This is a genomic window from Chryseobacterium defluvii (assembly GCF_003634775.1).
Lineage (GTDB): Bacteria > Bacteroidota > Bacteroidia > Flavobacteriales > Weeksellaceae > Chryseobacterium > Chryseobacterium defluvii.
The window spans coordinates 130,721-145,459 of record NZ_RBXB01000001.1 but is presented as its reverse complement, the minus strand read 5'-3'; the positions used below and the strand labels follow the sequence as shown (position 1 = coordinate 145,459).

9 protein-coding genes are annotated in these 14,739 nt (G+C 38.8%); 4 read left to right on the top strand and 5 right to left on the bottom strand.

The window, feature by feature from the left end:
- Positions 1–91 precede the first annotated feature (91 nt).
- Entirely contained in the window at positions 92–1,318 is a 1,227-nt protein-coding gene (gene hutI, locus BCF58_RS00660) for an imidazolonepropionase (protein ID WP_121459887.1), read from the bottom strand.
- Positions 1,319–1,391: 73 nt separating this feature from the next.
- Here hutI and ruvB point away from each other — a divergent pair, with 73 nt between their 5' ends.
- The 4 genes from ruvB to coaE are packed head-to-tail and all read left to right on the top strand — an operon-like array spanning position 1,392 to position 4,551.
- Entirely contained in the window at positions 1,392–2,414 is a 1,023-nt protein-coding gene (gene ruvB, locus BCF58_RS00655; protein ID WP_121459886.1) for a Holliday junction branch migration DNA helicase RuvB, read from the top strand.
- Positions 2,415–2,423: 9 nt separating this feature from the next.
- A complete protein-coding gene (locus BCF58_RS00650; protein WP_121459885.1) occupies positions 2,424–3,035 on the top strand; it encodes an FMN-binding negative transcriptional regulator in 612 nt (203 codons plus the stop codon).
- Between the two features lie 12 nt (positions 3,036–3,047).
- Positions 3,048–3,914, top strand: a complete 867-nt coding sequence (locus tag BCF58_RS00645; RefSeq protein WP_121459884.1) for an MBL fold metallo-hydrolase — start codon at positions 3,048–3,050, stop codon at positions 3,912–3,914.
- A gap of 7 nt (positions 3,915–3,921) precedes the next feature.
- A complete protein-coding gene (gene coaE / locus BCF58_RS00640) occupies positions 3,922–4,551 on the top strand; it encodes a dephospho-CoA kinase (protein ID WP_121459883.1) in 630 nt (209 codons plus the stop codon).
- Between the two features lie 101 nt (positions 4,552–4,652).
- Here coaE and BCF58_RS00635 read toward each other — a convergent pair whose 3' ends face one another.
- The 4 genes from BCF58_RS00635 to BCF58_RS00620 all read right to left on the bottom strand — a co-directional run bounded on the left by BCF58_RS00635 (position 4,653) and on the right by BCF58_RS00620 (position 14,719).
- The gene (locus BCF58_RS00635) at positions 4,653–10,355 is read right to left on the bottom strand and encodes a GEVED domain-containing protein (protein WP_121459882.1); all 5,703 of its coding nucleotides are present in this window, start codon (positions 10,353–10,355) and stop codon (positions 4,653–4,655) included.
- Between the two features lie 169 nt (positions 10,356–10,524).
- Positions 10,525–13,440, bottom strand: coding sequence for a reprolysin-like metallopeptidase (locus BCF58_RS00630; RefSeq protein ID WP_121459881.1), 2,916 nt, complete (start codon positions 13,438–13,440; stop codon positions 10,525–10,527).
- Between the two features lie 180 nt (positions 13,441–13,620).
- Positions 13,621–14,280, bottom strand: coding sequence for a DUF6048 family protein (locus BCF58_RS00625; RefSeq protein ID WP_121459880.1), 660 nt, complete (start codon positions 14,278–14,280; stop codon positions 13,621–13,623).
- Complete coding sequence (locus tag BCF58_RS00620; RefSeq protein WP_121459879.1) at positions 14,246–14,719, bottom strand: DUF6452 family protein; 474 nt, start codon at positions 14,717–14,719, stop codon at positions 14,246–14,248. Before BCF58_RS00620 ends, BCF58_RS00625 begins: the two co-directional genes overlap by 35 nt.
- Positions 14,720–14,739: the final 20 nt, after the last annotated feature.

Genomic DNA, 14,739 nt, shown 5'->3' with positions numbered 1-14,739 from the left:
AGAAGGATGTCAATAAATTGATCAAATAGAGCGACCCTATAAATAAAACAAAATAAGTAATACCTTTTTTCATCTCTATTTGATCCTTAATTTATCCTTGTTTTATACCATCAATATAGATGTTTTCAGCGCTCAGGCTTCCCTGATTATAAAGAATATTCTGGAAATTATGGGTTGTATAGGTTACAAAATCTGCTTTCAAACCTGTTTCTAATTTTCCCCTGTCCTCCAGTCCAAGTGCATAGGCTGAACGGAAAGTTATCCCCGCCAAAACTTCTGCTGTAGTCAGTTTTTCATAGGTAGCCAAAATGGAAGCTTGCGTTATTAAATTTCCCATGGGTGCGGAACCGGGATTCCAATCACTGGCAATGGCTACAATAGCTCCTGCATCCAGTAATTTCCTTGCCGGTGTAAATTTCTCCCCCAGTCCTAAACTTGCCCCGGGTAAAGCGGTAGCCACCGTATCAGATTGTGCAATGTAATCAATATCTTCATCTATCGTTGCCTCTAAATGGTCTGCAGATTTAGCGCCTACCTCTACCGCAATTCTTGAGCTTCCCGGCGTAAACTGGTCTGCGTGCACGGTAATTTCAAAACCTAAGTCTTTAGTTTTAAGCAGGAAGTCTTTACTTTCTTCTGGCAGAAATGCCGATTTTTCAATAAAAATATCTATCCGTTTTGCCAGATTCTCTTCTTTTACTTTGGGTAAGATTTCAGAAATAATATATTGCAAATATTCCTGATTGCTGCCTTCAAAATCCCTCGGCTTTAAATGTGCAGAAAGGCATGTCGGAACCAACGTAGCTTTCGTTTGTCCCTGAGCTTTTTTAATTATTCTCAACATTTTAAGCTCATTATCAACATCTAGTCCGTATCCGCTTTTTATTTCAATGGTTGTTATCCCTAAAGAGATTAGAAAATTTATCCTTTCTAATAATGTTCTTAATAACTCATCTTCAGAAGCATTTCTGGTATGCTGTACGGAACTCCAGATCCCGCCACCGCTTTCAGCAATTTCTAAATAGGTTTTCCCTGCATTACGCATGGCAAAATCATTGGCTCTGTTGCCTCCAAAGCAAATATGGGTGTGGGAATCAACAAATGCGGGAAGAGCTATTTGCTCTCCTTCTATGAATTCAATGTCTATATTTCGATTTTCAGCCTGTAACTCTTTAAAATTTCCTGTTTTCTGAACTTTTCCTCCATTTACCAGAATTCCTCCATCAACAATGATTTCAAGCTGGTCATCAGATAATTTTCCTCTTAAAGGCAGATTGGCAAGTGTTACAATTTGCTTAAATGGTCCTATCAATTTCATGCTTGCTAATTTACAAATACAATTTCAGAATTAGGCTTAAAAATCCTATCTTTGAAGTAAATGAAATGATTTAATGCCTGATTTTTTACATCCAGATAAGGACAATTATTCCCGTGAAGAGCTTTTGCAGGAGGAGCAAATACGTCCCCAGAGCTTCAAGGATTTTGCGGGACAAAGAAAGACTTTAGACAATCTTGAGGTTTTCGTTACCGCTGCTAAAAAACGAGGCTCTGCCCTGGACCATGTCCTTTTACATGGACCTCCCGGTTTGGGTAAAACTACTTTAGCAAATATCATTGCCAATGAACTTGGGGTTAATTGTAAGGTTACTTCCGGCCCTGTTTTGGATAAGCCGGGAAGTTTAGCCGGATTGTTGACTAATCTTGAAGAAAATGATGTGCTTTTCATTGATGAGATCCACCGGTTATCTCCTGTTGTAGAGGAATATCTTTATTCTGCAATGGAGGATTACAAGATTGATATTATGCTTGAAACCGGCCCGAATGCAAGAAGTGTTCAGATCGGCTTAAATCCTTTTACCTTAGTAGGAGCAACCACAAGAAGCGGAATGCTTACAAAACCCATGTTGGCGAGATTCGGGATTCAAAGCAGGCTGGAATACTATACCATTGAATTGCTATCGATGATTATCATCAGAAGCGCAAGAGTGTTGGGCGTGAAAATTTATGAAGATGCTGCAATTGAGATTGCCCGCAGAAGTCGTGGAACACCAAGAATTGCCAATGCCTTGCTTAGAAGAGTCCGGGATTTTGCCGAGATAAAGGGGAATGGTGAAATTGAGATCAATATTACAAAATATGCATTGAACTCTCTTAATGTAGATGAATTTGGATTGGATGAAATGGACAATAAAATCATGCGTGTGATGATTGAAAATTTTAAGGGGAAACCTGTAGGAATTTCCGCTCTGGCCACCTCTATTGGTGAAAATCCCGAAACCCTGGAAGAGGTATACGAACCGTTTCTGATTCAGGAAGGATTTATCATCAGGACTCCAAGAGGAAGAGAGGTCACCGAAAAAGCGTACAAACATTTAAATATATCAAGACCTAAAAATCCTGGTGAGCTATTTTAACATTCGTTTATGCACATTCCAAAATTATATAAAAGTGAAGATTATCATTTGATGAAGGAGATTATCAAAGAGAATGCTTTTGCACTTCTGATATCTTCAGTGGATAAAATCCGCGCCACTCATTCCATGATGATGCTCAATGAAGATGATCCGGAACAAATACATCTGGAAACTCATATTTCAAAGGCAAACCCACAGGCTAAACTTTTAAAAAACGGTAATGAAGTCCTTTGTGATTTTTTAGGATCCCATACTTACATTTCCAGCAGTTGGTACAATCATGTGAATGTTTCCACGTGGAACTATGAAGCAGTTCAAATCTATGGAAAAGTGGCATTAATGAATCAGGAAGAACTTTATAATCACCTGGACAAGCTAACCTACAAATATGAGCATACACAGCGTTGCCCCATGTTGGTAAAAGATATGGGCAAAGAATTTGTAGAAAAAGAAATGAAGGGTGCTTTTGGACTAAAAGTAATTCCTACCGAAATATTTATCAAACAAAAGCTTTCTCAAAACAGAAAGGAAAGAGATTTTCAAAACATTATTTCCCATCTTGAACAATCGGATGAGAATGGAAAGAGAATTGCTGAAAAAATGAGATCATTAAAAAGATAAACAATATATTATATGAAGCTATATCCTATACAGTGTGGAAAATTTAAACTGGATGGCGGTGCCATGTTTGGAGTCGTCCCAAAGAGTCTGTGGGAAAAAACCAATCCTGCAGACGAGAGAAATTTGATTGATTTAGGAACCCGTTCCCTTCTGATTGAAGATGGCAAAAAACTGATTCTGGTCGACTGTGGCCTTGGAAATAAACAGGATGAAAAATTCTTCGGTCACTATTCTCTTTGGGGAGACGATAATTTAGACAAGAACTTAAAAAAATACGGTTTCGTAAAAGAAGATATTACAGATGTTTTTCTCACCCACCTTCATTTTGATCACTGTGGAGGTGCTATCGAGTGGAATGACGATAAGACCGGCTATAGACCGGCTTTTAAAAATTCCCAGTTCTGGACAAATGAAAACCATTGGCAGTGGGCAACCGAACCCAATGCCAGAGAGAAAGCTAGTTTTTTGAAGGAAAATATACTTCCTATGCAGGAAAGTGGTCAGCTAAACTTTTTGCCTCTTCCCACTACAGGAAATTACGGTTTTGCGCCTGATCTGAAAATGGATGTGATTTTCGTTGACGGACACACGGAAAAGCAAATGCTTCCTGTGATTCAATATCAGGAAAAAACAATTGTTTTTGCCGCGGATCTTATCCCTACGACAGGACACATCAATCAGGTATATGTGATGGGATATGATACAAGACCTTTGTTAACCATGGAAGAGAAAGCTAAGTTTTTAAAGCAGTGTATTGATAACGAATATTTGTTGTTCTTTGAGCACGATGCCCATCATGAACTGGCTAGTCTTAAAATGACTGAAAAAGGGGTGAGACTTGATGAGACCTATAGCTTTAATGAAGTTTTTGGATATTAATTAGACTATGGAAGAATTACATTCAGAAACAATAAAAACGGAACCGGAACCGGTATCAAAGATAATTGGGCTGACCGGTGGAATCGGCTCGGGAAAAACTACTGTTGCCCATTTTATAGAGGAATTCGGATTTCCTGTTTATTATTCCGATGACAGGGCAAAAACCATCGTTAATGATAACGGGGAAGTAAAGGCAAAAATCAAAGATCTTCTCGGAAATGAGGCTTATGATGAACAAGGTCTTTATGACAGAAAATTTGTAGCAGAAAAAGTTTTTAATAATAACGATCTGCTCCAGCAACTAAATGAAATTATTCATCCCGCTGTTCGGATTGATTTTGAAGAATGGGTAAAAAAGCAAACCAAATATTTGGTTTTTAAGGAAACAGCTTTATTGTTTGAATTAAAGCTTAATCTGGCATGTTATAAATCTGTTTTAGTAACCGCGGAAGACAATATAAGGATAAAAAGGGTAATGGATCGTGATGGAAAAACATACAGGGAGGTGGAATCCATTATGGAGAAACAGATGCCGGAAAAGGAGAAAATCAAATTAGCTGATTGCATTATTTACAATAACACCAATCTGGAAGATTTAAAAGAACAGACAGAAAAAATAATCTTCGAAATTGAATAAATAAAAATGAAAAGCGCGTCAGGATCTGACGCGCTTTTTTAAGCTTAAAAAAAATAAGCTCTCATTTCTGAGAGCTTATTCTATATTTTGAAGTTAAATTATTATTCTTTAATAAACTTCTTCTGAACATTGCCTTTTACATCTTCAATATCTATCACATAAACTCCATTGATCAGTTTACTTACATTGATCTGGTTGTTCAATAGAATTCCATTGGCTACAAGTTGTCCTGCTGCATTGTATATCTTATATTGAGCTTTTTTGCTGATATTCTTCACATACAATACTGAGCTTACCGGGTTCGGGTAGATCATGATATCATCCTGGTTAAGTCCGGTAGCAACAGGTAGTTTGGAAATTCTTACCGTGTAATCCTCTACTTCTCCATATGGGAAGCTTGTACAGTTCACCGGAATACCTCCTCTCTGCATCGCCACTCTCATCACTACATATTTATAGTCTGTCATGCTTACAAATGCATTAGCCGGTACATTGAATGTTCCTGTAATAGGAGTTGTGGTATTCGGACCTGCAGCAACGATTCTTTCATTCGGATCAAATGTACCGCTTCTGTCGAAGTCGATCCATACCGCAACACCTGCTTCATTGGTAACCGTTTTCTCAATAGAGATCTGGTTTCCTGTAGAGCCCTGGATCAATTCAATGAATGTAGCAGGGTTACCAGAATAATCTGTGTAATTAGAAGCTACAGAAGCATTCTCCATATTAGGTTTGCCGTTTGGCTTCACCGTCACTTTTGAAATATAGTCAGTGGCTGAACTTTGTCCGGACATCTGGCAGTAGATCACCGTAGGTGTTGTGAAGTAGTACGGTGGTGTAAAGTTACCCGGTGTACCGCTACAAACATTGGCTACCTGCATTTCGTATTTCGTTAACTCAACTAAGTTGGTAAGAGTATAGGTATTGGTAGGAACTGCAATGGTAGTCCAGCTTGGAATACCTACTTTTCTATATCTTAGGATATAGGTAGCTCCCGGGAACGGATCCCAAACCACTACCGCACTTGTCGGAGTAAGGGTAGTAATCGTTAATCCCGGAGGTGGCAATTCACATGTTCTTTCCGTAGTAAACACCTTAGGATTCGAATATGGATTAACCGTCGTTTCACCGTTACAAACATTAGCAATCTGAACTTCATAAGTTGTATATGGAGACAGTCCGCCAAGCGTATAGGTATTTATTGGTGGAGCCGGTAAGTTTACCGTTGTCCATGTGGTTGTTCCTACCACTCTGTATCGCATCACATAGGTAGAACTTGCTGCAAGCGGAGTCCATGTGATTTGAGCTGAGTTGGTTGTTATATTACTGATCGTTACACTTGGTGGTGTCGGATCACATCTTGTGGTAAACGTCTTAATCGCTGTAGGAGCACCCGGTGTATTTCCACACACCGCAGAAACCTGTACTTCATAAGTCGTTGCAGGTGTTAAACCTGTTAAAGTCAACGGAACATTTCCTAAAAGAGTAGATGCATACACATCTGTCCAGGCCGTTGTTCCTGCCACTCTGTATTGTACCAGATACGTAATGTTGTTCGCAGCTCCTGTAAGGTTTACAATTGCTGAGTTATGAGTAATGGTATTGAATGTAGGGGCATTAGGAGTCGTGCTTGCACACGGTCTTAATTTCACTGCATAATCTTCTACTTCACCATTTAAAGCATTCTGACACATTACCGGCGAACTGGTACGCTTCAATACCACTCTCATGGTTGTGGTAAGCGGTCCGTTATAAGCCGTGGTCGGCACGTTAAATAATGCGGTTACAGGAGATGTAGTACTTGCTGCCGAGTTCAATATTTGCTCAGTAGTTTCGAATACTCCGTTTCTGTTGAAATCGATCCAGGCAGATACCGCATCATTATAAGTGGAACCTGTCCAGCCTTTGGCAACAGAAATTTTATTTCCATTCGAACCGATGTCTAATGTAACAAGGGTAGCCGGAGTGGTATAGCTGATATAATTTGTCTGTACGGAAGTATTACTCATTGGAGGAATACCCGGGTTTACAGGAGTAATCGTCACATTCGAGATATGATCATTAGTCCCTGTACCTACCATAGGACAATAAGTGATAGGAGTAGTGGTAAACAGTGTAGATGTTGACCATGGTCCCTGCGTTCCACCACATACGGTAGATACTTGTACTTCATAAGCCGTTTGTTCTGTAAGACCTGTAATGTTATAACTGTTTGTCGTAACAAGAGGTGAAGTAATCCATGCTCCTACAGGGGAGGTTGTTCTCCATCTTACATAATAGGTAGCCCCCGTTGCTCCCAGCCATGAAACAGTAGCAGTAGTAGCAGCAATATTACTCATGGTAATACCTGTTGGTGCGGCCGTGGTACATGCAGGAATATCAACAAATTTAACCTGGTAATCTTCTACCTCTCCGTTGCTTGTAAGAGGTGAACAAGCATCAGTAGGTGTTAAGTAATAAACAATAACACGCATTTTCAGCTTGTTAGCTCCTATATAAGCATTAGCTGGAACAGCAAAATTAGCGGTTACCGGAGTAGTGGAAGAATATCCTAAATTCATGATTCTTTCCCCTCCAGGTGTTGTTGACGGGTTGTTGTTAAATAATCCGTCTCCATTAAAGTCGATCCAAGCATACGTAGAATAAGTACCGGAAAGGATTGTTCTTCCTACAGAAAGTATATTTCCTGTTGTATTACGTCCTAAAGTGATAAGCTTGGCAGGATCATTGGAATAATCCGTATAAGTACTAGGACCTGAGTTATTACTCATGATAGGGGTATTGATACCCGTCATGGTAATATTATTGATATAGCCATCCGTTACCGTTGCAGTACCGCTATTACAATAGCTTATAGCCGGAGTGGTAAAGTTGGTGGATGCTGAGAATGGTCCCTGAGTTCCTCCACAAATGGTAGAAACCTGTACTTCATACTGAGTCTGACCAGTTAAACCGGAGATTACATATGGATTAGTAGCAGGGTTTACTGTAATCCAGGTAGGAGAACCAATCTGTCTGTATCTTAATACATAAGTCGCCCCAGTAGTTCCGATCCAAGAAACCGTCGCTGTGGAAGCTGTAATATTAGCTACGTTAATGTTACTAGGTGCTGCCGTTGTACAAGGTTGCATATCAACAAACTCTACAGCATAGTCTTCAATTTCTCCACCTCCAGATCCTGTAAGATTGGAACATGGATTACTGATTGTAAGATATGACATGATCACACGCATTTTTACAATACTTGTAGCTGTAGTAGCAGGTACATTAAATGTAGCAGTTACCGGAGTGGTATTAGAGTAACCTAAGTTCATTACTCTTTCCGTAGCCGTGTTTTCAAAAACACCATTTCCATTAAAGTCAATCCAAATTGAAGTAGCATATGTACTTGAAGGAATGAACCTTGATACGGAAACTGTATTATTGGCAGTATTTCTTACTAAGGTAATTAATGTAGCCGGATTAGTTGCATAATCTGTATACAAACTAGCTCCGGAGTTATTACTCATTGAATATGAATTCGTAGGAGATACTGTTACATTTGTGATATGTCCGTTTGAGTTATTAGAGGTAACCGGACAATAAGGTTGTAAGGCAGTGATGAATATTACAGAAGGTGAGAAGTTCCCTTGAGTCCCTGAACATACATTAGCTACCTGAACTTCATATTTTGTACCTTGGGTTAATGGACTCAATACAACAGTGTTTGTTGCAGATGTAGTCTGTAACCATGTTGCACTTCCTACCGGACGATAACGAATTACATAGGTAGCTCCCACTGACGAGTTCCAGGTAACAGTTGCCTGTGTTTGTGTGATGGCAGAAACAGCCACACCTGCCGGCGGAGCACTTGTACAAACTGCTAAGCTTGCCATAACAGCATTTCCGATAGCATAGAATACGTTTCCAACAGCACTTACTTTGATCTTAATGTTAGTACCAACAGGTAATGATCCGAAGTTTAAATCTTCATTTCCGTCATTAGCTGTTGATGCCGTAAGAACGGTCCATGTATTTCCATTATCTGAAGAAAAATCAATTTTTACATTAGCAACACTATATGGAGCAGCAGATGTATTAGCCACATTCCATGTTACGTTTGTAGGCCCGTTATTATATGCTGTAGTTGTAGTGACAGTAAAAGGACCATCATTTCCTACAATAATAGTCTGCTCAGCATATTGGGTTTGCTGTTGGTTAGCAGCCGGATTATTATCTCTTACCGTTATCGCAAATTTTGAAGTTCTTGCTACGGTAGATACAGATTCCCAAGTATTGTTGGCATTGTTTAATACTCCTGCCAATACTGAAGAAAACTTAGGAAAATATCTTGTTGGGTTGGTAGTTGGGTTAAACGATCTGAATGAAGCTCCGGATGTTGTTGTACCCAAATTATTTTTATTGATAGTAACTGAAGCATTATCTACCTCTTCCCAGGTATATGTCATTGGGTCATTCTCCGGATCTGTAACTGAAGCCGTAAGAACAAATGCTGTTCCTTTAGGAATATTATAAGTAGGTAAAGCAGCAATTACTGGTGGGTTATTGGTAATGGCAGTCTCAATATCACACGTCTTGTTGATTAAGTTAGTCTGAACCTGTTTGATACTTACATTATGGAAGTATGGGTCAGAGTGCGGCTGTACATCTGTATTAGGACCTGTAATCCCTGCATATCCCATAATCGTTGAACCTGAACCAGGCTCAACATTTACTCCAGAACCTTCTAAGGCATGAGAGAATGTATGGTTACCTCCTAACTGGTGCCCCATTTCGTGAGCAACATAGTCTATATCAAAATTATCTCCCTGAGGAATACCATCCGCAGGAGAAGTATATCCTGAACCTTTTTGCTGTGAAGTACTACTTGTTGGATTAACACAAACACAACCGATACAACCTGCATTACCTCCACCTCCTGAAGCACCGAATAAATGCCCGATATCATAATTGGCATTTCCTACGTTTGCGGTAAGGGTCTGCTGAAGCTGTACATTCCAGTTGTTCATCTGGGCAGCAGGAGAATAAGGGTCGGTTGCCGGGTCAGTATAGATTAACGCCGGATAATTCTGCAAATTCAAATGCAATGCAAAATCCTTTTCAAAAACCCCGTTTACTCTTGTAAGAGTAGCGTTGATAGCTGCCAAAGCACCTGCTACACCTCCGAAGTATTGTGTATACTCCCCGGTAACAGACATTGCCAGTCTCATCGTTCTATATTTCTTATCTGAATTTTTGGCAAAATTATTAGACTGATTGGCAAAAGACTTACCATTCTGATAAAGCTTTTCCAATTCTTTTTGATAAGCCGGATCTTCTTTTGTTGAGCATAAGAAGCCTTCATTACTTTTATCCGTTTTAGGGTGCACACCATAAACTGTTTTGGCTTGATCCACAGGCTCTATAAATTCATATTGGCCATTTTTGATGATCATCGACTGAAAATCATCGGGAGCCAAACTAAATCTTAAATATTTGCCGGGATCATCTATCCCCACTCCTACATAAGATCCTAATTGATATTGATCTGCCAAAGCTTTCACCACAACCGGGAAGCTATATACGGCAAATCTTTCCATTTTTCCGTCTAAAGTCGGCAAGGAAATCGTAACGGGTTTTGCGTTTTTCCCCATTTCCTGTGCTCCTGTCAACTGAGACCTTAATTCGGAAATATCCAGTGCAAAATAGTTCTTAATATCCGATCTTGCCCTGAGTTTTTCCCCATAGAATGCTGCTGGTTTCCATTGTGCACTGGTAACCACAAACAGACAGAGGAAAAAGAAAGAAGTAAAAATTTTCTTCATAACTTTCTCAATATTATATTAATCATACAAAGCTAATCATTTTTTATTAGTAAATTATAGCTACAAGTATTTTTTTTATAGAAACTCCACAATACTTCTTTGTATGATTAAAGGATAAAAAAACCTCAGACAAAAGCCTGAGGTTTTATATAATCAAAAGTCTATTATTCTATTTTTTGATAAATTTCGATTTGAATAAATCTTTTCCTTTTTCTTCGATGGTGATAACGTATCCGCCTTTCAATAGTGCAGAAACATTGATCTTCCCGCCGCTTATATTTCCGCTTCCTACCAATTGTCCTGTAGTAGCATAGATTTTATAAGAAGCTTTGTCAGAAACTTTAGTAACGTTTAAGACATCAGTTGCCGGGTTAGGATAGATTTGGATGCCATCATTATTTTTGATCGTATCTTCAGTTCCCAATACTTGTTGTATAAGCACCGGATAATCTTCAATCTCCCCATATGCATAAGCTTCGCAGCCATTTCCAGGCTGACCAGCATATACCAACATTACTCTCATAATCACATTTTTACCCCCCGCATAGGCTGTTGCAGGAACTGAGAATGTTCCCGAAACCGGTGTGGTAACACTTGGAGAACTTGTAAAAATGATTTCCGTATCTGAGAAGTTTCCATCTCTGTTAAAATCTATCCAAGCTGTAACTCCTTCTGCATATTGTTGGGCTGTCCAAGCTTTTGCAATACTGATATTATTATTTGAAGTTCCCTGTGTAAGAGTAATCAATTTAGATAAATCAGTAGTATAGTTTGTATAGGTTGATGCCCCACTAGGATTTGAAATGGCAGCTGATCCGGATGGTGTTACCGTAACATCTGAAATATATTCATCTGCTGCACTGCCCGCACTATTTGTACAGAATGCATAAGGTAACGTATTAAAGTTCGTTGAAGCCGAATAAGTTCCTACGGTAGCTGCACAAACATTGGCTACCTGCACCTCATATTGGGTTCCTTCTTCTAAACCTGTAACCTGATAAGAATTTGTTGGCACAGCTACTGTAGTCCATGTAGCGGATCCTACTTTTCTATATCTTAGGGAATACGTTGCTCCCTGAAGAGCAGTCCATGTTACATTCATAGAAGTCATGGTAATCCCTGTAACCACTACTCCTGTAGGCGCTGCTGAAGAACAGGCTCCTGGAGTTGCAGAAACCGTTGCACTTCCGATAGCATAGAATACATTTCCGATAGCGCTTACTCTGATCTTAACATTCGTTCCTGCAGAAAGCGAAGAAAATGAATACGGTTCTGCTCCGTCATTAGCAGTAGACGGAGTAATAACAGTCCAGTTAAGTCCATTATCGGTAGTGTAATCTATCTTAACATTTGGTGTATTATAAGAGCCTCCGTTTGTTCCGACCACATCCCAGGTAATTGCTCCCGGCATATTGTTATAAACGGTTGTGGAGGTTACCTTGAATGGTCCCTCGTTGCCCACATCAATATGCTGCAATGCAGAATTGGTTTGTTGCTGAAACACATTCGGATGGTTGTCTCTTACCGTAAGTACGAAATCTGTTGCTCTCGATTTAAGGGGAACAGCTTCCCAATCTGCAGTTGAAGATAAATTTCCGGCTATTACTGTTGCCAGTTTCGGAAAGTATCTTGTAGGCGAAGCGGTAGGAAGTATAGATCTGAATAATGGACCGGTAGTGTTATTCCCGTTAATAGCAGGAACCGTTACCTGTGCGTTATCAAATTGTTCCCAGGTGTAGGTCATTGGATTACCTTCCGGATCTGTTGCATTTCCCGTAAGTACGAATGCTGTTCCTTTAGGAATCATATAATCTGCCATTGCACTGATTACCGGAGGATTATTAGCAACCACTGTTTCTACATCACATGTTTTGTTTGTCAGGTTATTTTGTACCTGAAGAATACTTACTACATGGAAATAAGCATCGGAATTAAGCTGAACATTCGCATTGGTAATACCGGCATATCCCATAATAGTAGATCCTGATCCCGGCTCCATATTTACACCGGCTCCTTCTAAAGCATGGGAGAAGGTATGATTAGCTCCTAATTGGTGCCCCATCTCATGAGCTACATAATCAATATCAAAGATGTCACCTTGTGGAGTTGTATGCTGAGTAAAAGCAGAACCTTTTTGCAATGAAGTATTGGTGGCAGGGTTCACGCAGACACAACCAATACATCCTGCATTACCATTTCCTCCTGCAGCATTAAACACGTGTCCGATATCATAATTATCATTTCCAACATTTGCAGTAAGTGTTTGCTGCAATTGTAAGTTAAGGTTACCTGTATAAGGATCTGTTGCTGCGTTAGTATAAATGATATTATTAAAGTTTTGAATATTGAGATGTAAAGCAAAATCTTTTTCAAAAACTCCATTTACTCTGGTCATCGTATTATTCATACCCGCTAACGCTCCTGCAATTGTTCCACCGAAATAGGTTGTATATTCACCAGTAGCAGACAAGGCTAATCTCATTGTTCTGTATTTCTTGTCAGAAGCTTTTGAGAAATCCGTAGGGTTATTGGTGAAGGCTTTAGATTTATTGGAATTAAATAGCTTAGCAATTTGTTCTTTTGATAAGATATCTTCATCCATAGTACATACAAACCCCTGAGAACCTGTTTTTAATGTTTTAGGATGAACACTGTAAACTGTTTTGGAATTATCCGCAGGGTCAATAAACTGATATACTCCATCTTTAATAATCATGGACTGAAAATCATTTGGAGACGTTGAAAATCTTATATACTTGGTTGGATCATCAATCCCCACTCCAACATAAGAGCCCAGTTGATATTTGTCTGCCAGTTCTTTTACAACAACGGGAAAACTATATACTGCAAATTTTTCTACCTTTCCACCTAATGTAGGGATAGAAACTTCTACCGGCTTTGCATTGTTCCCCATTTCAGAGGCATTGGCTAACTGGGATCTTAACATAGAAAGATCCAGGGTGTAATAATTTCTAATTTCTGAACCTTCTTTTATTTTTTCTCCCTTAAAAGCAGTCTGGCTCCATTGTGCATTCGCTGTTCCTAATAAAGAAAGAATAAAGAAAGAAGTAAAAATTTTCTTCATAACTTTTTATTATATAATTTTCCAAAGATAATTATTTTATACTAAATAAGTAATCATACACTCAATTACTTATTAAAATCATTCAGATCTTTCAAAAGTTATATCAAAATAAAAATCCTCAAGTAAATTACTTAAGGATTTCTCATTGACGTGATTTATCAATAGTTTATGTAATTCTATTTAAAATTTATACGCTATATTCCATGCAAACCCCATATTGAATTTAGATGAACTCCTTCCAAATCCGGGAACAATCATCGGCTGAATATCTTCCTGCTTGGTGGTATAGATTAAATATTTTGGCTGAAGATTGATATCAATATAAAAATTCGATTCAAACAATTGTACTCTACCTCCTATAGTCCCTTCAATCCAATAGGACGATTGTGAAGAAGAAGGAAAAGATACAGAAGAATTGCTACCGCCAAACCCACGTACCGGAACTGACATATATTCCTGATTATAAAAAGAGCCGGCCAATTTACCTCCTGCGTAGAAGCCATTAAACTCATTCTCTGCATCTTCCGCGAGCATGTAAAAAGCCCCCAACTTTACGAAAGGCCCATTTACTTTGGCATCATAGCCATTTTTCTGATAAATATTTTTTTCAAAACCGGCTTCAATAATCCCATGCGTATTTCCTTTGATTCTGGATGATACAAATCCCTGATACAACTTTCTGTCTGAGAAAAAGGAAACCCCTGTATTGAGTGCATCAAAACCTATCATGAAATTGGGCTCATACTTCCATTTTGCTTTTTCAGCTTTTTTATTATCCTGAGCAAAACTCAGGGTAATCCATACACTAAAAAAGAAGGTAAAGATTAGTCTTGTCTTCATTCTGTATAAAATTTTGTCCCAATTCCAATCCCAGAACCGGATTTGATATTAGCAATTCCGAAGTTAATGCTTCGTACGTTTTTTTGATACCGCAGCCGGGAGAAACATAAGATGATTTTGTGGTGTAGCCGATTTTAACTTTCGATTCTGATCCTTTGTTTTTAGTCTTAAAATATACTTCTGTATATGGAGAATCATCAACACGCAAAGGAATCAAAGTAGATTCCACCTTTGTTTTCCAGCCTAAATCTACTTTCCCGGAACCATAGTCTACAAATACCTGTAAAGAATCCAATGTTATAGCTTTATTATCTGCATTTTTAAACATCACCATCATTCTGGGGGTTCCTTCTCCACTTTCACAAATATCGTCATCTCCGCCACAAGAACAAAGCAGTCCGAGGAAGCTCAGGAATATGAGAAACTTATAATATTTCATAATAAGATTTGATACTCAAA